The organism is Comamonas faecalis, assembly GCF_039538025.1.
Lineage (GTDB): Bacteria > Pseudomonadota > Gammaproteobacteria > Burkholderiales > Burkholderiaceae_C > Comamonas_C > Comamonas_C faecalis.
This window is the reverse complement of record NZ_BAABBP010000023.1, coordinates 25,572-44,934: the sequence shown is the minus strand read 5'-3', so window position 1 is coordinate 44,934 and position 19,363 is coordinate 25,572. Positions and strand designations below refer to the sequence as shown.

General features: G+C 69.5%; 17 protein-coding genes. 8 read left to right on the top strand and 9 right to left on the bottom strand.

Annotated features, from left to right (window positions below):
• Window positions 1–9 precede the first annotated feature (9 nt).
• Entirely contained in the window at window positions 10–1,155 is a 1,146-nt protein-coding gene (gene corA / locus ABD767_RS12420; RefSeq protein ID WP_103043930.1) for a magnesium/cobalt transporter CorA, read from the bottom strand.
• A gap of 182 nt (window positions 1,156–1,337) precedes the next feature.
• Here corA and ABD767_RS12415 point away from each other — a divergent pair, with 182 nt between their 5' ends.
• The 3 genes from ABD767_RS12415 to ABD767_RS12405 all read left to right on the top strand — a co-directional run bounded on the left by ABD767_RS12415 (window position 1,338) and on the right by ABD767_RS12405 (window position 6,681).
• Window positions 1,338–3,437, top strand: a complete 2,100-nt coding sequence (locus ABD767_RS12415) for a 3-hydroxyacyl-CoA dehydrogenase NAD-binding domain-containing protein (RefSeq protein ID WP_103043929.1) — start codon at window positions 1,338–1,340, stop codon at window positions 3,435–3,437.
• Between the two features lie 26 nt (window positions 3,438–3,463).
• Window positions 3,464–4,639, top strand: coding sequence for an acetyl-CoA C-acyltransferase (locus ABD767_RS12410; protein ID WP_103043928.1), 1,176 nt, complete (start codon window positions 3,464–3,466; stop codon window positions 4,637–4,639).
• A gap of 161 nt (window positions 4,640–4,800) precedes the next feature.
• Window positions 4,801–6,681 (top strand): acyl-CoA dehydrogenase C-terminal domain-containing protein, encoded by a 1,881-nt coding sequence (locus ABD767_RS12405; protein ID WP_103043927.1) that lies wholly within the window; start codon window positions 4,801–4,803, stop codon window positions 6,679–6,681.
• A 251-nt stretch (window positions 6,682–6,932) separates the two neighbouring features.
• Here the strand turns inward: ABD767_RS12405 and ABD767_RS12400 are convergent, their stop codons facing one another.
• Together ABD767_RS12400 and ABD767_RS12395 are read right to left on the bottom strand one after the other, a co-directional pair.
• Window positions 6,933–8,126: an MFS transporter gene (locus ABD767_RS12400; protein WP_103043926.1), complete on the bottom strand. Its 1,194-nt coding sequence runs from the start codon at window positions 8,124–8,126 to the stop codon at window positions 6,933–6,935.
• Window positions 8,119–8,604 carry a deaminase gene (locus ABD767_RS12395; protein ID WP_103043925.1) on the bottom strand — a complete coding sequence of 162 codons (486 nt, stop codon included), beginning with the start codon at window positions 8,602–8,604 and terminating at the stop codon, window positions 8,119–8,121. The genes ABD767_RS12400 and ABD767_RS12395 overlap by 8 nt, the downstream gene beginning before the upstream one ends.
• Window positions 8,605–8,698: 94 nt before the next feature.
• Here ABD767_RS12395 and ABD767_RS12390 point away from each other — a divergent pair, with 94 nt between their 5' ends.
• The 3 genes from ABD767_RS12390 (at window position 8,699) to ABD767_RS12380 (ending at window position 11,282) form a co-directional block, all read left to right on the top strand.
• Complete coding sequence (locus tag ABD767_RS12390; protein WP_103043924.1) at window positions 8,699–9,847, top strand: FAD-dependent oxidoreductase; 1,149 nt, start codon at window positions 8,699–8,701, stop codon at window positions 9,845–9,847.
• A complete protein-coding gene (locus tag ABD767_RS12385; protein ID WP_103043923.1) occupies window positions 9,844–10,338 on the top strand; it encodes an NAD(P)H-dependent oxidoreductase in 495 nt (164 codons plus the stop codon). Before ABD767_RS12390 ends, ABD767_RS12385 begins: the two co-directional genes overlap by 4 nt.
• A gap of 302 nt (window positions 10,339–10,640) precedes the next feature.
• Complete coding sequence (locus ABD767_RS12380; RefSeq protein WP_344869732.1) at window positions 10,641–11,282, top strand: hypothetical protein; 642 nt, start codon at window positions 10,641–10,643, stop codon at window positions 11,280–11,282.
• Between the two features lie 26 nt (window positions 11,283–11,308).
• On the opposite strand, the gene ABD767_RS12375 is transcribed toward ABD767_RS12380, so the two are convergent.
• From ABD767_RS12375 to ABD767_RS12365, 3 genes are all read right to left on the bottom strand, one after another.
• Window positions 11,309–12,586, bottom strand: a complete 1,278-nt coding sequence (locus tag ABD767_RS12375; protein ID WP_344869731.1) for an MFS transporter — start codon at window positions 12,584–12,586, stop codon at window positions 11,309–11,311.
• 99 nt (window positions 12,587–12,685) lie between these two features.
• Window positions 12,686–14,125, bottom strand: a complete 1,440-nt coding sequence (locus ABD767_RS12370; RefSeq protein ID WP_103043921.1) for an ATP-binding protein — start codon at window positions 14,123–14,125, stop codon at window positions 12,686–12,688.
• On the bottom strand, window positions 14,122–14,808 hold the full coding sequence (locus ABD767_RS12365; protein ID WP_103043920.1) for a response regulator: 687 nt from the start codon (window positions 14,806–14,808) through the stop codon (window positions 14,122–14,124). Before ABD767_RS12365 ends, ABD767_RS12370 begins: the two co-directional genes overlap by 4 nt.
• Window positions 14,809–14,913: 105 nt before the next feature.
• Between ABD767_RS12365 and ABD767_RS12360 the strand changes: the two genes are divergently transcribed.
• Window positions 14,914–15,627, top strand: a complete 714-nt coding sequence (locus tag ABD767_RS12360) for a phosphatase PAP2 family protein (RefSeq protein WP_103043919.1) — start codon at window positions 14,914–14,916, stop codon at window positions 15,625–15,627.
• 166 nt (window positions 15,628–15,793) lie between these two features.
• Window positions 15,794–17,437, top strand: a complete 1,644-nt coding sequence (locus ABD767_RS12355) for a phosphoethanolamine transferase (protein ID WP_344869730.1) — start codon at window positions 15,794–15,796, stop codon at window positions 17,435–17,437.
• Between the two features lie 33 nt (window positions 17,438–17,470).
• On the opposite strand, the gene ABD767_RS12350 is transcribed toward ABD767_RS12355, so the two are convergent.
• Genes ABD767_RS12350 through ABD767_RS12340 form a run of 3 tightly spaced genes read right to left on the bottom strand, consistent with a single transcriptional unit; the run spans window position 17,471 to window position 19,329 of the window.
• Window positions 17,471–18,064, bottom strand: coding sequence for a peroxidase-related enzyme (locus ABD767_RS12350; protein ID WP_103043918.1), 594 nt, complete (start codon window positions 18,062–18,064; stop codon window positions 17,471–17,473).
• On the bottom strand, window positions 18,061–18,759 hold the full coding sequence (locus tag ABD767_RS12345; RefSeq protein WP_103043917.1) for a DTW domain-containing protein: 699 nt from the start codon (window positions 18,757–18,759) through the stop codon (window positions 18,061–18,063). The genes ABD767_RS12350 and ABD767_RS12345 overlap by 4 nt, the downstream gene beginning before the upstream one ends.
• 24 nt (window positions 18,760–18,783) lie before the next feature.
• On the bottom strand, window positions 18,784–19,329 hold the full coding sequence (locus ABD767_RS12340; RefSeq protein WP_103043916.1) for a LuxR C-terminal-related transcriptional regulator: 546 nt from the start codon (window positions 19,327–19,329) through the stop codon (window positions 18,784–18,786).
• Between the last annotated feature and the right edge of the window lie 34 nt (window positions 19,330–19,363).

Below are 19,363 nucleotides of genomic sequence, written 5' to 3'. Positions count from 1 at the left end.
TGTGCCGGCTCACCACCAGCGCTTGCGCTTGAAGAACCACAGCATGATCACGACCACGGCCAGCATCAGCGACAGCGCGAAGGGGTAGCCGTAGCGCCAGTGCAGCTCGGGCAGGTTCCAGGGGCTGGCGGTGTCAAAGTTCATGCCGTACAGCCCGGTGATGAAGGTCAGCGGCAGAAAAATGGTCGCTGCAATGGTGAGCGCCTTCATGATGTTGTTCATGCGCTGGCTGATGGCCGACAGGTAGATGTCCAGCAGGCTGGCGGCCATTTCGCGGTAGGTCTCGACGAAGTCGACGATCACCACACCGTGGTCGTAGCAGTCGCGCAGGTAGACGCGGGTGAGCGCGCTGATCCAGGGCTGGTCGCCGCGCATCAGCGTGGAGATGGCCTCGCGCTGGGGCCACCAGGCGCGGCGCATCAGCATCAGCTCGCGGCGCACCAGGTGGATGCGGTTGCGCGCCTCGCTGCCGGGCTCCAGCAGGATCTCGTCCTCCAGCGTCTCCAGCTCGTCGCCGGTCTGCTCCAGCAGTGCAAAGCCGGTGTCGACGATGGCGTCGATCAGCGCGTAGAGCAGGTAGTCCGCGCCCTGGTTGCAGATGCCGCTGCGCCCGCGGATGCGCTGGCGCACCGGCTCGAACACGTCGCAATCGCCGTCATTGATGCTGATCAGGCCGAAGCGGCCCAGAAACAGCGTGACCTGGTCGACGCGGCACACTCCCTCGGCGTCGCGGTGCACCAGGCTGAGGATGACGCACTGGTGGGTTTCATAGTCCGCCACCTTGGCGCGGCGCTCGCGGTGCTGCACGTCCTCCAGCGCCAGCGCGTGCAGGCCAAACATCTGGCCCAGCGCGGTGAGCTGCCCCGACGTGGGCATGCCCTGCAGGTGCAGCCACAGCACCGCGCCCTCCGCCGGCGCCGGGTGGGCCAGCTGCGCCAGCGTCACCTGGGCTTCTTGCTGCACGCCGTCCGGGCCATAGCGCAGCAGCGTCGCCTGCGCCGCCGGCGGACCCGCGTGGTCGGGCGTGGGAACCAGTGCGCCGGGCGCAGCGCCGGCCGGCGACTGCATGAACGCGTCGTTGCGCCGGCGCAGCCCAACCAGGCGCGCCAGGGTCTTGTGGTGGGTGTTGCGGTGGTGGTTGTTGCGTTCTTTCATGGCGCGGCGTCATCGGCGTGCAAGACGCCTCATTGTGGGCCAAGGTGTGGCAAAACGGCCGCTGGGCGCCTGTGGCGCGACGTCTTGTCCCGACCGGGACAAGTGCCTCTGGTCATGGCCCGGCGGCTGTCTACAATGAAAACTGCACGATCGTACTTTTTCACTTTCCAAGGAAGACACGCATGACGGCGCATTACCAGGTCCACGCAGACGTGGCCGTGATCACACTCGACAACCCGCCGGTCAACGGCCTGGGCCTGGCCACGCGGCGTGGCATTGCCGCGGGGCTGGAGCAGGCGCAGGCGGATGCAGCCGTCAAGGCCATCGTCATCACCGGCGCGGGCAAGGCGTTCTCCGGCGGCGCCGACATCACCGAGTTCGGCACCGACAAGGCCCTGGCCGAGCCCAATCTGCACAGCGTGATTTCAGCTGTCGAAAACTGCAGCAAGCCCGTCGTCGCGGCCATCCACACCGTGTGCATGGGCGGCGGTCTTGAGCTGGCGCTGGGCTGCCATTACCGCATCGCCGCGCCCGGCTGCAGCGTGGCGCTGCCCGAGGTCAAGCTGGGCCTGCTGCCCGGCGCCGGCGGCACGCAGCGCCTGCCGCGCGTGGTCGGCGTGGAGGCCGCGCTCAACATGATCGTCAGCGGCGAGCCGGTCAAGAGCGAGCTGATCGCCAGCGTGCCCGGGCAGAAGCTGTTCGACAAGCTGGCCGCGTCGCCCGAGTCGCTGGCCGACGAGGCGCTGGCGTTTGCGCGCAGCGTCGCCGACGTGCGACCGCTGCCGCTGGTGCGCAACCTGCCGTGCAAGCATCCGCAGGGCGACGCCTACTTCCAGTTCGCGCGCAACATGGTCAAGGGAATGGCCAAGAACTTCCCCGCGCCGCTCAAGTGCCTGGACGCCGTCGAGGCGGCCGCCACGCACAAGAAATTCGATGACGGCCTGAAGGTCGAACGCGAGCTGTTCATCCAGCTGATGTGGTCGCCCGAGTCGCGCGCGCTGCGCCATCTGTTCTTTGCCGAGCGTGCGGCCAGCAAGATCCCCGACGTTCCGGCCGGCACGCCGCTGCGCGAGATCAAGAAAGTCGCCGTCATCGGCGCCGGCACCATGGGCGGCGGCATTGCGATGAACTTCCTGAACGCCGGCCTGCCGGTGACCATCCTGGAGATGAAGCAGGAGGCGATCAACCGCGGCGTCGAGGTGATGAGCCGCAACTACGAGGCCCAGGTCAAAAAGGGCAAGCTCAAGCAGGAGAAATACGAGCAACGCATGGCCCTGCTGTCGACCACGCTGGACTACGCCGCCCTGGCCGACGCCGACCTGGTGATCGAGGCGGTGTTCGAGGATCTGGGCGTCAAAGAGCAGGTGTTCAAGCAGCTGGACGCGGTGATGAAGCCCGGCGCCATTCTGGCGTCCAACACCTCGACGCTGGACGTCAACAAGATTGCCGCCTTCACCGCCCGCCCGCAAGACGTCGTCGGCCTGCACTTCTTCAGCCCAGCCAACGTGATGAAACTGCTGGAAGTGGTGCGCGGCGACAAGACCGCCAAGGACGTGATGGCCACCGTCATGGCCGTGGCCAAGAAGATCAAGAAAGTGGCCGTGGTCTCGGGCGTGTGCGATGGCTTCATCGGCAACCGCATGATCGAGCAGTACGGCCGCCAGGGCGGCTTTCTGCTGGACGAAGGCTGCACGCCGCAGCAGGTCGACAAGGCTATCGAAAAATTCGGCTTTGCCATGGGGCCGTTCCGCATGGGCGACCTGGCCGGCAACGACATCGGCTGGGCGATCAGGAAGCGCCGTTACGTCGAGAAGCCCGACATGAAATACAGCAAGACCGCCGACCTGCTGTGCGAGAAGGGGCGCTTTGGCCAGAAGGTGGGCAAGGGCTGGTACGACTACGCGCCGGGCAAGCGCACGCCCATCCCGAACGCCGAGGTCGAGCAGATGCTCGAGGAGCACCGCAAGAGCTTGGGGCTAACGCCGCGCAAGATCAGCGACGAGGAAATCGTGCAGCGCCTGGTGTTCTCGCTGGTCAACGAGGCCGCCCACATCCTTGAAGAAGGCATTGCCAACAAGGCCAGCGATATCGACGTGGTCTACATCTTTGGCTACGGCTTCCCGGTGCACCGCGGCGGCCCGCTGAACTACGCCAACGAGGTCGGCCTGTTCAACGTCGCTGCGGCAATGAAGCGCTTTGCGCAAAACCCGCTGGACGATGCCGCGTTCTGGCAGCCCGCGCCGCTCTTGCAGCGCCTGGTCGCCGAAGGCAAGCAGTTCTGAGTGCAACGAATTCAAGGAATAGGCATATGACATCCGCAGTGATTGTTTCCACCGCCCGCACGCCGCTTGCCAAGAGCTGGAAGGGCGCTTTCAACATGACCCACGGCGCCACGCTGGGCGGCCACGCCGTGCGGGCCGCCGTGCAGCGCGCCGGCATTGCGCCCGAGCTGGTCGAAGACGTCCTCATGGGCTGCGCCAACCCCGAGGGCGCCGATGGCTTCAACATCGCGCGCCAGATCGCGTTGATGGCCGACCTGCCCGTGACCACCAGCGGCATGACGGTCAACCGCTTTTGCTCGTCAGGCCTGCAGACCATTGCGCTGGCCAGCCAGCGCATCATCGCCGGCGAGGGCGAGGTCTACGTGGCTGGCGGCGTCGAGTCCATCTCTTGCGTGCAAAACGAGATGAACCATCACATGGCCACCGACCCGGTGCTGCTCAAGAAAAAGCCCGAGATCTACTGGAGCATGCTGCAGACCGCCGAGCAGGTCGCCAAGCGCTACGGCATTGCCCGCGACGTGATGGATGAATACGGCGCCGCCAGCCAGCAAAAGGCCTGCGCCGCCCAGGCAGCCGGCCGGTTCGAGGCCGAGATCGCGCCAATCACCGTCACCGCCGGCGTGGTCGACAAGGTGCGCGGCCTGGTCACCAAGGAAGTCACCGTCAGCAAGGACGAAGGCCTGCGCGAGGGCACGACCGTCGAAGGCATCAGCGGCATAAAACCCGCCTTGCCCGGCGGCGTGATTGCCGCGGGCAACGCCAGCCAGTTCAGCGACGGCGCCGGCGCCTGCGTTGTGGTCAGCGAAGACTTCGCCAGCCGCAACAACCTGCAGCCGCTGGGCCGTTTCCTGGGCTTTGCGGTGGCCGGCTGCGAGCCCGACGAGATGGGCATCGGCCCGGTGTTCGCCATCCCCAAGGTGCTCAAAAGGCTGGGCCTGTCCATCCAGGACATCGACCTGTGGGAGCTCAACGAAGCCTTTGCCGTGCAGGTCATCTACTGCCGCGACAAGCTGGGCATTCCGGCCGACCGCCTGAACGTCAACGGCGGCGCGATTGCCGTGGGTCATCCCTACGGCGTCACCGGCCAGCGCCTGACCGGCCACGCCCTGATCGAAGGCAAGCGCCGCGGCGCCAAGAAAGTGTGTGTGACCATGTGCATCGGCGGCGGCATGGGCGCGGCGGGAGTGTTCGAGGTGCTGTAAGCGCTGCCCGGCAGATTCCGCAAACCCCGCGCAGGCCGGCAACAACGGTGCGCGGGGTTTTTCGTGGGCGATGCCCGGCGGGTTGAAGCGTGCTGCGTGATCCGCGCAAATCGTCGCTTAGCAGACAGGCGCGCGCGCGGCGGCCGGTCAGAATCCATCGCATGACTTCACCACTGCGCTCCACCCTTGACTTTCTGCTGCACGACTGGCTGCAGGCCGAATCGCTTACCGCACGTCCGCGCTTTGCCGACCATTCGCGCGAGACCTTTGATGCGGTGCTCGATACCTGTGAGCGCATCGCGCGCGGGAAATACGCGCCGTTCAACCGCATCGTGGACACCGAGGAGCCGCGCACCGAGCCCGATGGCGCCGGCGGCCTGCGCGTGGTGCTGCCCGCCTGCACGCATGACGCGCGGCGCGCCTATGCCGACAGCGGCATGCTGGCCGCGGCGCAGGACTACGAACAGGGCGGCATGCAGCTGCCCTATCTGGTGGACGCGGCGGCCAACGTGTTCTTTGGCTGCGCCAGCATCAGCATCGGCTCCAACCTGCTGACCACGGGCAACGCCAACGCCATCCTGGCGCACGGCACGCCGGCGCAGCAGCAGGTGTTTGCGGCCAACGAGTTCAACGGCCGCTGGGCCGGCACGATGTGTTTGAGCGAGCCGCAGGCAGGCTCGTCGCTGTCGGATATCGCCACGCGCGCCGAACCCGACGGCGAGGGCTTCGACGCCGACCCGTTGGGTCCGCGCTATCGGCTGCGCGGCAACAAGATGTGGATCAGCGCGGGCGAGCATGAGCTGACCGAGAACATCGTCCACTTGGTGCTGGCCAAGATTCCAGGGCCGGACGGCAAACTGGTGCCCGGCGTCAAGGGCATTTCGCTGTTCATCGTGCCCAAGCAGTTGGTTGATGCCGAAGGGCAGCTGACCGGCGAGCGCAACGACATCGCGCTCGCCGGCTTGAACCACAAGCTGGGCTGGCGCGGCACGACCAACACGCTGCTCAACTTTGGCGAGGGCAAATACCCGGTGCGCGCGGAGCAGGGTGGTGGGCTGGACGGCGCAGGTGCGGGTGCCATCGGCTACCGGGTCGGCGCGCCGGGCGAGGGCCTCAAATGCATGTTCCACATGATGAACGAGGCACGCATCGCCATCGGCATGGCGGCGACCGCGCTGGGCCTTGCCGGCTACTACGCCAGCCTGGACTACGCGCGCCAGCGCCTGCAGGGCCGCCCGATGGGCGCCGGCGGCAAGGACGCCGGCGCGCCGCAGGTGGCGCTGATAGCGCACGCCGACATCAAGCGCATGCTGCTGGCGCAAAAAAGCTATTGCGAGGGCGCGCTGGCGCTGAATCTGTACTGCGCCCGCCTGGTCGACGACGGCCGCACCGGCGACGCGCAGCAGGCGCAGGACGCCCGCCTGCTGCTGGAGCTGCTCACCCCGATTGCCAAGAGCTGGCCCAGCGAGAATTGCCTGGAGGCCAACTCGCTGGCCATCCAGATCCACGGCGGCTACGGCTACACGCGCGACTTCTCCGTCGAGCAGTACTGGCGCGACAACCGCCTGAACATGATCCACGAGGGCACGCACGGCATCCAGGCCATGGATCTGCTGGGCCGCAAGGTGCTGATGCAGGGCGGCGCAACGCTGGCCCTGCTGGCCCGGCGCGTGCGCGCGACGGCGCAGGCGGCCGCCGCCGTGCCGCCGCTGGCGCTCCATGCCGCGCAGTTGGGCGACGCGCTGCAGCAACTGCTGGACGTCACGCAAGAGGCCTGGGCCGGCGGCGACGCGCAGCAGGTGCTGGCCAACGCGGTGCCCTATCTACAGGCCTTTGGCCACGTGGTATTGGCCTGGGTTTGGCTTGATCTGGCGCTGGCAACGCTGCGCAGCGACGCGCAGCTGGCGCAGCCCGCCAGCGCCGGCCGCCTGGGCGCGGCGCGCTACTTCTTTCATTACGAGCTGCCAAAGATCGACGCCTGGCTGGCCGTGGTGCGCCGCTGCGACAGCACCTGCGCGGATATGGCGAGCGAAGCGTTCTGAGTGTGGCCGGGGTGCTGAAACGCAGCACCTTGAACACTTGCCTGATTAGCGTCATGTTTCAGACTCCTTCCCCCTGTGGGGGAAGGAGGGATGGGGCTGCTGGCGCATGACTGGCGCTTGATGTGCGCCTACGTCGCTGGCCCCCACCCCAGCCCTCCCCCAAAGGGGGAGGGAGTAGGGCGCAGGTGCACTGAGTCAGAGAACGTGCCTCGAACACGGAGCGACGCCCTCAAAGGAATTGCCTGGAGGTGCTACGCCACCGGTGCCCGCATCGCCCGCTCAAAACCTGACGGCGCCAGGCGCGCGACCAGCGCCGCCACCAGCAGCGCCAGTGCGCACTGCATCCACCAGCCCGGCGCAAAGCTGCCGCTGCCCTGGTGCAGCCGCGCCATCAGCCACGGCGGCAGGGCCGACAGCAGAAAGCCGCCGCCCTGCATCAGCGCATTGAGCGCGCCGGCCTGCAGCGGCGCGTGCAGGTGATCCAGCGCCACCAGCATGAAGAAGGCAAAACACCCGCCCAGGCCTACGCCCAGCAGCGCGCAGGCCGCCAGTGGCATGGCCATTGGCGCCCAGGCCAGCAGCGCAAAGCCCAGCGCCTGGCAGGCCAGCGTGAACCACAGCCAGGGCCGCCGATCTGATCCGCCGCGGGTGGCCAGCAGCGGCAGCAGCAGCGCCGCACATGCCTGCGCCACGCTCAGCAGCGCCACCAGCGTGCCGCTGCGCGATGCACTCATGCCCAGCGCCTGGTAGTGCGGCGCCATCCAGGCCACCATGCTGGCGTAGCCGCCGTTCATCAGGCCAAAGGCCAGCATCAGATACCAGGTGCGCGGGCGGCGCAGCAGCCAGCCAGTGGCCGCGCCGCGCCCGCCGGCCGCTGCCGCCGGCGTGGCCATGCGGCCCAGTTGCCACCAAGCCAGCAGCAGCGCCGCCAGCACCGGCAGCGCCCACAGCGCCAGCGACTGCGTCCAATCAAGGCCCACCTGCAGTGCCAGCGGCGACAGCTGAGCGCCCAGCGCGCCGCCGCCCATCAGCGCGGCCGAGTACACGCCCATCATGGCCGCCACGTGGCCGGGTGTGTGCAGCTTGATCAGCCCGGGCAGCATGCCCTGCACCAGCGCCACGCCCACGCCGCACAACGCGGCCGTGGCAATCAGCCAGGCAGGCAGCAGCCGCAGCGCGCAGCCCGCCGCCAGCAGCACCAGGGCCAAGGCCAGCGTGGGGCGCGCACCCAGGCGGCGCAGCACGGCCGGCGCCGGCCAGGTGCCCGCGCCCATCAGCACCATGGGCAGCAGCGTCAGCCAGGCCAGCGCCTGCAGGCCCAGCCCGGTGTGCGCGGCAATGGTGGGCGTCAGCGGCCCGATGGCGGTGAGGAACGGGCGCAGGTTGAGCGTGACCAACACCACCGTGGCGAGCCACGGCAGCGCGATGCGTGCGCGTTCAGACACGCGGGGCGTCCGGCCAGGGGGCGTCGCCGTACAGCTGGGCGGCTGCGATGCCGGTATCCACGCGCTCGATGGGCAGCGGCGGCGGCGCCAAAGACAGGCGCAGGCGCTGGTAGCTGGCTTCGCTGGACAGGCCGTAGGGCTCGGCGTCCTGGTTGTCGAAGGCGAAGACGACGCGCTCGGCGCCGGCCATGACCAGCGCGGCCAGGCACATCGGGCAGGGGTGGCCGCTGGCGTAGACGGTGCAGCCGGCAAGGCTTGGGTTCTGCCTTGCGGTGGTGGCGGTGCGCAGCGCCTGCATTTCGGCATGGGCGCTGGGGTCGTTGTGGGTGTGGATCTCATTGACCCCGCTGGCCAGCAGCACACCGCGCCGCGCAATGACGGCGCCGAAGGGGCGTCCGCCCTGCAGGCGGTTGGCGTGGGCCAGGTTCACGGCCTGGCGCAGCAGCAGGGCGTCGTTGGAAGTGGAGGTGGCAGACATGGCCGCCGATGGTAAGACAGCGCTGCAAGCGCCGCTTGCGCATGGTGCGCTCGGGGTGATACTCAGGTGCAGCACACACTTCAAAGGATGGAAGATGGCACAGCAGGTTTGGGACGTCGTCGTCGTGGGCGCGGGCATGGCCGGCGCATCGCTGGCCTGGCGGCTGGCGCGCGCAGGCGCCGCGGTGCTGGTGCTCGAACGCGAATCGCAGCCTGGCTACCACAGCACAGGCCGCTCGGCGGCGCTGTTCATGGAGAGCTACGGTACGCCGCAGGTGCGCGCGCTCACGCGCGCCAGTCGTGCCTTCTACACCCACCCGCCGGCCGGGTTTTGCAGCCACCCGCTGCTGCACCCGCGCGGCGTGCTGCATGTGGCGCGCACTGGCCAGCAGGCGCTGCTGGACGAGGCGCTGGCCGCCTACCGCGCCGAGGGGCTGCAGGCCGACCTGCTCGATGCCGCCCAGGCACGGGCGCTGGTGCCCAGCCTCAAGGGCGAGCAACTGCTGGGCGCGGTGCTTGACCGCGACGCAATGGACATCGACGTGGCCGAACTGCACCAGGGCTTTCTGCGCGGTATGGCGCAGGCGGGCGCGCAGCTGCGCTGCGGGGCCGAGCTGGTGCGGGGCCGGCCGGGCTCCGGCAATCAGGCCGCATGGCAACTGCAGTTGGGCAGCGGCCAGGCGCTGCAGGCGCGCGCCGTGGTCAACGCCGCGGGCGCCTGGGCCGATGCGGTGGCCGGCTGCTGCGGCGCGCAGCCGCTGGGCATAGAGCCGCGCAGGCGCACCGCGTTCACCTTTGACCCGCCGGCGGGCGTGGACGTGCGTGCCTGGCCGGCGGTGATCGCCGTGGACGAGAGCTTTTACTTCAAGCCCGATGCCGGCCAGTTGCTGGGATCGCCCGCCAACGCCGACCCGGTGCCCGCGCACGACGTGGTGGCCGAGGAGCTGGACGTGGCCACCGGCATCCACCACATCCAGGAGTGGACGAGTCTGCAGATCCACCGTCCGCGCCATACCTGGGCCGGTCTGCGCAGCTTTGCGCCCGACGGCGACCTGGTCATCGGCTGGGATGCGCGCCAGCCGGGCTTTTTCTGGCTGGCCGGTCAGGGCGGCTACGGTATCCAGACCGCCGCCGGCGTGTCGCTGCTGGCCTGTGCGCTGCTGCGCGGCGATCCGCTGCCGCCGGCGCTGGCCGAGCAGGGCGTCGACCCGGCGCGCATGAACCCGGGGCGGGCGATGTCATGACCAAGACCCTGCTGATCGTCTACCACTCGCTCACCGGCGGCACGCTGCAGATGGCGCAGGCCGTGCAGGCCGGCGCGGCTGCCGAGCCCGCGGTGCAAGTGCGCCTGCTGCACGCCGCGCAGGCCGGCGTGCCGGACGTGCTGGCGGCCGACGGCTACGTGTTCGCCACGCCCGAAAACCTGGCCAGCATGAGCGGCATGCTCAAGGACTTCTTCGACCGCACCTATTACGGCGCGCTGGAGCGCATCGAAGGCCGCCCCTACGCCGCGCTGATCTGCGCCGGCAGCGACGGCGAGGGGGCGGCGCGCCAGATCGCGCGCATCGCGCTGGGCTGGCGCCTCAAGCCCGTGGCCGATCCCATCATCGTCTGCACCCACGCGCAGACGCCCGAGGCCATTTTGGCGCCCAAGACGATTGCCGCTGACGAGCGCGAGCGCTGCCGTGCGCTGGGCGAAGCGCTGGCCACGGGGCTGGCGCTGGGGGTGTTTTAGGGCGTGTTTACGACCTCACCACGATGTTCGCTGATCCATAAAGGCGGTGGCTGCAAGGCGCAAAGCGCAGCCGCTCTGGCGGCCCAGCGAGCATTTGCTTGCGCCGCAGACGCGACCTTTGCGGGCCAACCCTTCGGGTAAGGCAGCAAAAGACGGCACGCAACGTCGTGGATTTTGTCCAGGCCACCTACAGGCGCCGCGACACGTCTGCGAAGCGAGTAGGGCCTTGTGGAAGTTCCGCTGTGCCTGCGGCGGGGACTGCCTACAGTGGTTTCACTTTCACCATCAACGAGAGGCCTACCATGAACAAGCCCATGAAACTCCTGGCCGTGGCATCTGCCGCGGGCGCACTGGCACTGCTGGCCGGCTGTGCCAGCACCCCCTGGGGGACGACCACCTACGTCGCGCAGCTGCAGCCGATGAATACCGCGGTAACCGGCAGCGCCACCACCGGCCAGGCGACGTTTACAGAGCGGGGCGGCCAGCTGGTGATGGACGTGCAGGTCAGGGGCGCGCCGGCCAACATCGAGCACTGGCAGCATTTCCACGGCTTCAAAAACGGGCAGCCGGCCACCTGTCCGGCAGCTGGCGCGGATACCAACCGCGACGGCATCGTCGACCTGATCGAGACCGGCCCCAGCGCCGGCACGACGATGGTGCCGTTCATCCAGCACCCGGCCAGCATGGACATTCCGCATGGAACCTACCCGGTGGCCGACGCCAGCGGCGCCTACCACTACCGCGTGACCGTGCCGGTGGCCGAGCTGCAGGCGGCGTTTGCCAAGCAGTTCCCGGGGCAAAAGCTCGACCTGGATCGCCGCGTGGTGTTCATCCACGGCGTGCCGGCCAGCACTAGGCTGCCGGCCAGCGTGCAGTCGCTGGGGCCGATTCCGGCGCAGGTGACGCTGCCGATTGCCTGTGGCGTGATCAAGAAGGCGGGTTGAAGGCTGGCCGGCAAGAGGCCGGCTAGTCAGCCGGGCTGGGCCTGAGGCTCTGCGGGCGCCGGCAGGTGGCGCGTGGGCAGCAGCAGCGACACGCCGGCGGCCAGCATCAAGAGCGCCGCCGCCATGCCAAATGCCACCCAGTGTGTGCCCAGGTGCTCGTAGCCCCAGCCGCCCAGCCAGGAGCTGATCATTGCGCCCACCTGGTGGCTCAGGTAAGCCCAGCCGTAGAGCACGCCGACCAGGCGCACGCCGTAGACGTCGGCCAGGATGGCCGAGGACAGCGCGATGGTGCCGGCCCAGGCCAGCCCGCCGATGACCGAGGTGCCGTACAGCTGCAGCGCGTTGCCCGCCAGCAGCAGGCCGATGAAGCCGAAACCGCGCACCAGGTAGATGGCCGCCAGCAGCGTGCGCCGCTGCATCACGTCGGCCAGGCGGCCCAGCGCCATCGTGCCGGGAATGGCGACCAGCCCGATCAGGCCGATGCCCAGGCTGCTGGTCGTGGCATCGAAGCCATGGTCCATCAGCATGGGCATGCCGTGCGTGCCCAGCAGGTTCATGCTGAATCCGCAGGTGAACAGGCCCAGCGAGATCTTCAAGAAGGTGGAGGTGCGCATGGCCTGGCCCAGGCTGTAGTGCGCCAGCGGCGCGGGCTGGGCTGCCGCCGCATGGCCCGCGCTGCCCGCGTGGCCTGCGGGTGCGCTATCGCCGCCCTCGGGCGCCGCGTCGCGCACCACCCACAGAGCGACCGGCACGGTGAGCAGCATGAACAGCGCCACATAGCCCAGCAGCGTGGCCTGCCAGCTGGCGTACTGCAGCGCGGTGCCCAGCACCGGCGTCATGATGGCGATGCCGGCCATCGAGCCGGTCGAGAGAAAAAACAGTGCCATGCCGCGCCGACGCTGGAACCAGCGGGTGATGACCGGCGTCATCGCCACCGGGCTGGTCAGAGCGGAGCCCACCGACATCAGCACGCCAAAACTCATCAACAGCCCCCAGGTCGAGCGCGTGTTGACCGCCCACAGCGTGGCCAGCACCAGGATGGCCGTGCCCGCCAGCAGCACGTCGCGCGTGCCCCGGCGCGCCACCAGCCAGCCGGCCACCGGCATGGCCAGGCCGTAGCACAGCATGCCGACGGCGACGATGGAGGCCAGCAGGCTGCGCGAGAAGCCCAGGTCGTGCGCCATCGGCAGGAACAGCGGGCCTATGCCCAGGCGCAGCCCGACGGTCAGCAGCGTGACCAGCGTGGCGCCGGCGACGATGTTCCAGCCGTAGTACCAGCGGGAGGTGGTGGATGGGGCGGTCATGCGGCTTGTTGTATGCGATTGGCGCGTGCGCCGGCTGCGGTCAACCCGTATTGGTGAACGCCTTTGGCGAGGCCTGCGGGCGTTGGTGGCGATGGGTGGCTACGCCGCCGGCACGGACGGCGGTGCGGGGGGTGCCGATGGGCGCCCGCTTGTGTCCAGCAGCTGCATGCTTGCCTGCAGGCCGGGGCTGCCGCCAGGCAGGGGCGAATCCAGCCGCAGCTGGCCGCCGTGCTTGTGCACGATGGTGGCCACGATGGACAGGCCCAGGCCATAGCCCGCGTGGTCGCTATGGTGGCGCACGTGGCGCTGCTGCAGTGTTTGCAACTGTGCGGGGGGCACACCGGGGCCGTGGTCGCGCACCGTGAGCGTGCAACCGGGGCCGACGAGGATTTCCACGCTGGCGCCCGCCGCATAGCGCAGCGCGTTCTCGACCAGGTTGCGCAGCGCAATGGCCAACGCGTCGAAGTCGCCCAGGGTCACGGGGGGCGGCTCGTCCGTGCCGCTCACCAGCTCCAGCCGGTCGGCGTGGGTCTCGTCGCGCCAGAATTCCTGCGCCACCGTGGTGGCCAGCTGCACCAGCGGCACGCGCTCGCGCGCCAGCGGCGCGCTGGACTGCGCGCGCGAGAGCTGCAGCAGCTTGTCGGTGCGCTGCGCCAGCGTGTCCAGCGACGCGACGGCGGCCTGCACTTCGCCGCGGTCGAGCCCGTGGTCCAGCGCGGTCTGCAGGCGCAGGCGCGCAGCGGCCAGCGGCGTGCGCAGCTCGTGCGCAGCGTTGGCCGCCAGCGAGCGCTCCACGTCCAGTGCCTGGCGCAGGCGCTCCAGCAGGCGATTGATGTGTGCCTGCATGTGCTGCAGCTCGCGCGGCAGGCCGGCCAGCGCGATGGGGGCGAGCTGCTGGCCGTCGCGCTGGCCGATGGCGTGCGCCAGGCGGTAGAGCACGCGCAGCTCGCGCCGGGCAATGCGTGCCAGCAGCCAGGCCAGCAGGGGCAGGGCGGCGCACAGCGTGGCGATCAGCCCGCCCAGCGTGCGGTTGAGTGCTGCGCGCCGCTCCGACAGCGGGTCGGCCACCTGCAGGTAGATGGGGCGGCTGGGATGCTTGATGGTGTAGATGCGCCAGTCGCCGGTGTTGGCAAAGCCGGTGGCCAGCGGTACGTCGAACGACACCTGCAGGGCCACCGCCTTGGCCGAATGCGCCAGTACGCGGGCGCCGGGGGTGACGAGCTGGTAGAGCACGTCGGCGTCGGCAAATGAGCCGGGCGAGGGGATGGTCAGCGGCGCGCCGTTGGCAGGCTGCGCCGGTGCGTCGTCCAGGTGCTCCAGCGCAATGTCGAACATGCGGTGCGAGACCTCGACCAGCTCGCTGTCGAAATTGGCGCTGATCTCCTGGTCCACATACCAGGTCACGCCCAGCACGCACAGCAGCCACACGCAGCCCACCCACAGGATGAGCGTGCGCGCCAGGCGCCGCGCCAGGCTGCCGGGGCGGGTGGCGTCGCCGGCGTCGGGCGCGGCGGTGGGTGGGGTGCTGGGGGCGGTCATGGGCACGTTGCCGCAGGGGCCGGCTGGACCTGCACCAGGCGGTAGCCCAGGCCGCGCAGGGTCTCGATGTGGGCGCGCCCGAGCTTGCGCCGCAGGCGGCTGATGAAGACCTCCAGCGTGTTGCTGTCGGTGTCGTCGTCCAGGCCGTACAGCGCGTCCTGCAGCGCCTGGCGCGTGTGGATGCGCCCGGGGCTGCTGGCCAGCATGCGCAGGAGCGCCCATTCCTTGGCGGTGAGGCTGATCGGAATGCCGTTGCGGCGCACCTGCTCCTGCGCCAGGTCGATGTGCACCGCGCCCAGCTGCAGCACGCCCGCCTGGCTGGCGCTGCGCCTGCGCCCCACGGCGCGCAGGCGCGCCAGCAGTTCGCCGGGGTCGTAGGGCTTGACCAGGTAGTCGTCGGCGCCGGCATCCAGCCCGCGGATGCGGTCGCTGACCTGGTCGCGTGCGGTCAGCACGATGACGATGGGACGCTCGGCCTGCGCGCGCAGCTGGGGCAGCAGCGCCAGCCCGTCGCCGTCGCTCAGGTGCAGGTCCAGCAGCACGGCGGCGTACTGCGCCGCGTGCAGCGCCGCGCCCGCCTGCGCCATGCTGGGTACGGCGTCGACGACGAACGCCTTGGCCCGCAGGTAGCTGCAGACGGCGTCCGACAGGGCCAGGTCATCTTCCACCAGCAGCACGCGCATGGTCGTTCGGGGCAAAGTGCATGGACGTGAAAGTGTAGGGCGTGGCGCGTTCATCTGCGGTTCAGGCTGCGCAGCTACCGTCGCGCATTTGTGGTGTGCATCGACATGAAGCGTGGGTGGATTGGCTGGCCGGCAGGCGTTGTGCCGGTGTTGTTGGGGCTGGTGCTGCTGCTGGCCTGGGATGGCGGCGGCCTCGACCTGCCGCTGGCGCGGCTGGCCGGATCAGCCCAGGGTTTTGCCTGGCGCGACAGCGCCGCCCTGGTTTTCTGGCTGCACGCGGTGCCGCGCTGGATCAGCAGCGCGGGCCTGCTGGCGCTTTTTGCGGGGGCGCTGCGCCCCTGGGACTGGCAGCGCGGCTGGCCGGCGCGTGACCGCTGGCAGCTGGTGGGCGCCATCGCGCTGGCCATGGTGTCGGTCACCGTGATCAAGCGCCTGAGCGCCAGCAGCTGCCCCTGGGACATGGCCGAGTTCGGCGGCGTGGCGCAATACGTATCGCACTGGGTCTGGGGCGTGCGCGACGGCGGCGCGGGCCATTGCTTTCCGGCCGGCCACGCCAGCGCGGCCTTCGGTTATGTGGCGGGCTGGTTCGTGCTGCGCCGCCGCGTGCCGCGCCTGGCTGCGCCCTGGCTGGCCGCGGCAATGGCCCTGGGGTTGGTGCTGGGCCTGGCGCAGCAGCTGCGCGGCGCACATTTCATGAGCCACACGCTGTGGAGCGCCTGGGTGTGCTGGTGCGTGGGGTTGGCATGGGAGGCGATCGCGCAGCGCGGCGCATGCAGCCGCGCCAGCGCCGCGGCCGCTACAAAGCTGAACCGAAGCTGAGCGCGGCCTTCAGGCTGTTTTCAGCCGCCGTGGCGACGATGGCGCCATGGATTTTTTCACCATGAAGCGGGGACAGCGCCCGCCACACGCAGTCGCAGTCGCGGCAGAGGGCGCATCGGCGCCGCGCACCGCATGGCAGCGTCTCGACGCATGCCTGGCAACCCCGATGACGCCGCAGCGCATCGTGCTGTATCTGACGCTGTACCTGACGCTGGTGGCCAACGGGCCGCTGTGGTTGCAGCTGGCGCGCATCGGGGGGGCTCCCAGCCTGTATTTGCGCTCGGCCCTGGAGATGGTGGTGCTGATGGTCTGCGGCATGGTGGCGCTGCTGGCCTTCGTCGCTTGGACGCGCGGCATGCGCCTGCTGTGGTGGCTGGTGGCGCTGGTGGCGGCGCTGGCGCAGTACTACATGTTCACCTACAGCGTGGTGATGGATCCGGGTATGGCTGCCAATGTGCTGCAGACCGATGCCCATGAAGTGGCCGACCTGCTCAGCCCTCGCCTGTTCGCCGCGGTGGCGGCGGTGATGCTGCTGCCCACCTGGTGGCTGCTGCGCGTGCGCATTGCGCCGCAGCCGCTGCTGCGCCAGCTGGCGCGCAACCTGGCGATGGTGGCCCTGGCCCTGGCGCTGGCCGCCGCCACGGTGTGGGGCGCGTCGCGCGACCTGGCGCCGCTGATGCGCAACCACCCCCAGCTGCGCTACATGATGAATCCGTTGGCGAGCCTGTACTCCGGCGCGGTGGCGGCCGTGCGTCCGGCGCTGGCGCGCAGCCAGGCCTTGCTGCCGATGATCGCTGGCGCCCGGCTGGGCCCCAGCCACGCGGCGCAGGCGCGCCCGACGCTGTTGCTGCTCGTCGTCGGCGAGACCGCGCGCGCCGACCACTTCGGCATCAACGGCTATGCACGGGACACCACGCCGCGGCTGGCGCAGCTGCCGGTGGTGAGCTGGGGCGACGTGCGCTCGTGCGGCACGAGCACGCTGGCGTCGCTGCCATGCATGTTCTCGCCGCTGGGCAAGGAGGCGTTCGAGGCGCGCAGCGCCGACACCGAAACCCTGCTGGACGTGGCGCAGGCCGCGGGTATGGCGGTGCTGTGGCTGGACAACCAGTCGGGCTGCAAGGGCGTGTGCGACCGAGTGCCGCATGCTCTGGCCAGCGAGGGCTTGGGCGCGCAGGCGCGCGCCGCCTGGTGCGATGGCGGCGAGTGCAACGACCAGGTGCTGCTGCAAGGGCTGGATGCGCGCCTGGCCGCATTGCCGCAAGAGCAGCGCCAGAACGGCGTGCTGCTGGTGCTGCACCAGATGGGCAGCCATGGGCCGGCGTATTACAAACGTTCTCTGGCGCAGCAAAAGCGCTTTGCGCCGGAGTGCCGCAACGAGGTGCTGTCGCAGTGCGGGCATGCGCAGCTGGTCAATGCCTATGACAACTCCATCGCCGCCACCGATGCGCTGCTGGGCGACGCTGTGGCCTGGTTGCAGGGGCTGGCGGCGCAGTACGACACCGGGCTGCTCTATCTCAGCGACCACGGCGAGTCGCTGGGGGAGTACGGCCTGTTCCTGCACGGCATGCCGTATCGCATTGCACCGGACGCGCAAAAGCACGTGCCCATGGTGGCCTGGTTCAGCGTCGGGCTGCAGCAGCGCCAGGCGCTGGACGTGGGTTGTGTGCGCCGCGGCGCCGATGCGCCGCTGACCCACGACAACCTCTACCACGGCGTGCTGGGCCTGCTGGACGTGGCGACGCCCACCTACGACAAGGCGCTGGACATGCTGGCACCCTGCCGGGGCGTGTCGCTGGCGCCGGCGTCCTGACGGTGTTCTGGCCGGGCGGGCGTGTGCTGCACGTCAGGCCTTTTTCTCGCGCGGCACGCGCCCCATCAGGTAGAACTCGGGGTTGGGCATCATGCCGGCGAAGTTGGCCATGCGGTTGGACAGGCCGAAGAACGCGGTGATTGCGGCAATGTCCCAGATGTCCTCATCGTCCAGGCCGTGGGCGTGCAGCGGGGCGAAGTCTTCGTCGCCCACTTCATGCGCACGCTCGCACACCTTCATCGCAAACGCCAGGATGGCTTTTTGCCGCTCGCTGATGTCGGCCTTGCGCCAGTTGGTGGCCACCTGGTCGGCCACCATCGGCTTTTTCTCGTAGATGCGCAGGATGGCGCCGTGCGCGACGACGCAGTACAGGCAGTGGTTGGCGCTGCTGGTGGTGGTGACGATCATCTCGCGCTCGCCCTTGGTCAGGCCGCTGGTGCGTCCGCAGCTCTCGGGCACCATCAGTGCGTCGTGGTAGTCGAAGAAGGCGCGCCACTCGGCCGGGCGACGCGCAAACGCCAGGAAGACGTTGGGCACGAAGCCCGATTTTTCCTGTACCGCCAGGATGCGCTCGCGGATGTCTTCGGGCAGGTCCTTGAGTTCAGGGGCGGGGTAACGCTCGCTCATGTCGTCTCCTTGTCGGTATCGGGTGGATGTTGCAGCGCACAGTGTGCCTCACGCAGCTGGTGCTGGCGCGCGATGAACGCGTCCATCGCCCGGCCCAGCCCTGCCAGCTGCAGGTTGGCTGGCTCCAGCAGCGCCAGCGCCTGGTGCAGCGCCTCCAGCGTGCTGCGCTGGTGCGGCGCATGGGCCTTGCGGATGGCGTAGCGCGAGGCGTGCGGCGCCGACAGCGCCAGGCGCGGCAGGCGTTGCAGCGCGGGGTTGGCGTGCAGCATCTTGCGGCTTTTGCGCCAGGTGGCGTCCAGCACGACCAGGCGCAGCCGCCCGGGCGTGGCCAGCCAATGCGGCGCAATCGTGGGAGTTGCCAGCAGTGTGGGCGCTGCGCCCTGGGCGTCCTCGGGATAGAGCAGGGCGGTGCGCCGGGCGGTGGTGGCGTCGGCTGCATCCCAGGCACCGGTGAGCGCATCGGCCAGCAGCGGCGGGTCGAACGCCTCGCCCACCAGCACGCGGCTGCGCGCCAGGCACAAATGAGCCAGCCACCCGGTGCCCTTGGCCTGGTGCAGCTCCTGCGGGTGCAGCAGGATCAGCACCTGCACGCTGTGCGCTACCGGCTGCACCGCGCTGCAGATGCAGGCGCTGGCCGCGCGCAGGCAGCGCGGGCATTGCGCGCGCCTTGCGTTGGTTGGCGCAGGGTCTTGCATGGCGCGGCCGTCAGCGCATAGCCGTCATCCGGCGATCAGCTTGTGCACCAGGTCGGCGGCGGTGCTGGCGCCGTATTTGCGCATCAGGCGGGCGCGGTAGATCTCCACGGTGCGGTGGCTGATGGCCAGCGCCTTGCCAATCTCCTTGGAGGTCATGCCTTCGAGCAGGCGCGCGGCCACCTCGCGCTCGCGCCCGGTCAGCTCGGCCTTGACCGGACGCTGTGCGCTCAGGTCCTCGAAGCTCCAGATGCCGGCGGCGTGCGGATCCTCGCGGCGCAGCGGCCGGCCGGTGACGTGGCACCAGAACAGCTCGCCGCAGGCGCGCTTCATGATGCGGTTGTCGCTGTAGTGGCCGCGCGCGTTCAGAATCGGCGCCATGTGCGCGCCCAGGCGCTCGTATTCGTCGGCGCTGGGATAGAGAATCTGGAAGGACTGGCCGATCAGCACCTCGCGCGAGGCGCCGAACATCTCGCACACATGGCGGTTGCAGTCGAGCATGGCGCGGTTGCGCGAGAGCACCAGCCCCACGGGGGCCATCTCGAAGGCGAGTCGGTAATCGGCAGAATCCATGGGCAGGAGGGGAAGTATTTAGGGGCTACTACGT

Bases quoted from the DNA above. Each gene is read 5' to 3' on its own strand.
- corA (WP_103043930.1), bottom strand. From the start codon at position 1,155: ATGAAAGAACGCAACAACCACCACCGCAACACCCACCACAAGACCCTG.
- ABD767_RS12395 (WP_103043925.1), bottom strand. From the start codon at position 8,604: ATGTCTGCCACCTCCACTTCCAACGACGCCCTGCTGCTGCGCCAGGCC.
- ABD767_RS12385 (WP_103043923.1), top strand. From the start codon at position 9,844: ATGACCAAGACCCTGCTGATCGTCTACCACTCGCTCACCGGCGGCACG.
- ABD767_RS12375 (WP_344869731.1), bottom strand. From the start codon at position 12,586: ATGACCGCCCCATCCACCACCTCCCGCTGGTACTACGGCTGGAACATC.
- ABD767_RS12340 (WP_103043916.1), bottom strand. From the start codon at position 19,329: ATGGATTCTGCCGATTACCGACTCGCCTTCGAGATGGCCCCCGTGGGG.
- ABD767_RS12365 (WP_103043920.1), bottom strand. From the start codon at position 14,808: ATGCGCGTGCTGCTGGTGGAAGATGACCTGGCCCTGTCGGACGCCGTC.
- ABD767_RS12390 (WP_103043924.1), top strand. From the start codon at position 8,699: ATGGCACAGCAGGTTTGGGACGTCGTCGTCGTGGGCGCGGGCATGGCC.
- ABD767_RS12355 (WP_344869730.1), top strand. From the start codon at position 15,794: ATGACGCCGCAGCGCATCGTGCTGTATCTGACGCTGTACCTGACGCTG.
- ABD767_RS12350 (WP_103043918.1), bottom strand. From the start codon at position 18,064: ATGAGCGAGCGTTACCCCGCCCCTGAACTCAAGGACCTGCCCGAAGAC.
- ABD767_RS12415 (WP_103043929.1), top strand. From the start codon at position 1,338: ATGACGGCGCATTACCAGGTCCACGCAGACGTGGCCGTGATCACACTC.
- ABD767_RS12410 (WP_103043928.1), top strand. From the start codon at position 3,464: ATGACATCCGCAGTGATTGTTTCCACCGCCCGCACGCCGCTTGCCAAG.
- ABD767_RS12380 (WP_344869732.1), top strand. From the start codon at position 10,641: ATGAACAAGCCCATGAAACTCCTGGCCGTGGCATCTGCCGCGGGCGCA.
- ABD767_RS12345 (WP_103043917.1), bottom strand. From the start codon at position 18,759: ATGCAAGACCCTGCGCCAACCAACGCAAGGCGCGCGCAATGCCCGCGC.
- ABD767_RS12360 (WP_103043919.1), top strand. From the start codon at position 14,914: ATGAAGCGTGGGTGGATTGGCTGGCCGGCAGGCGTTGTGCCGGTGTTG.
- ABD767_RS12370 (WP_103043921.1), bottom strand. From the start codon at position 14,125: ATGACCGCCCCCAGCACCCCACCCACCGCCGCGCCCGACGCCGGCGAC.
- ABD767_RS12405 (WP_103043927.1), top strand. From the start codon at position 4,801: ATGACTTCACCACTGCGCTCCACCCTTGACTTTCTGCTGCACGACTGG.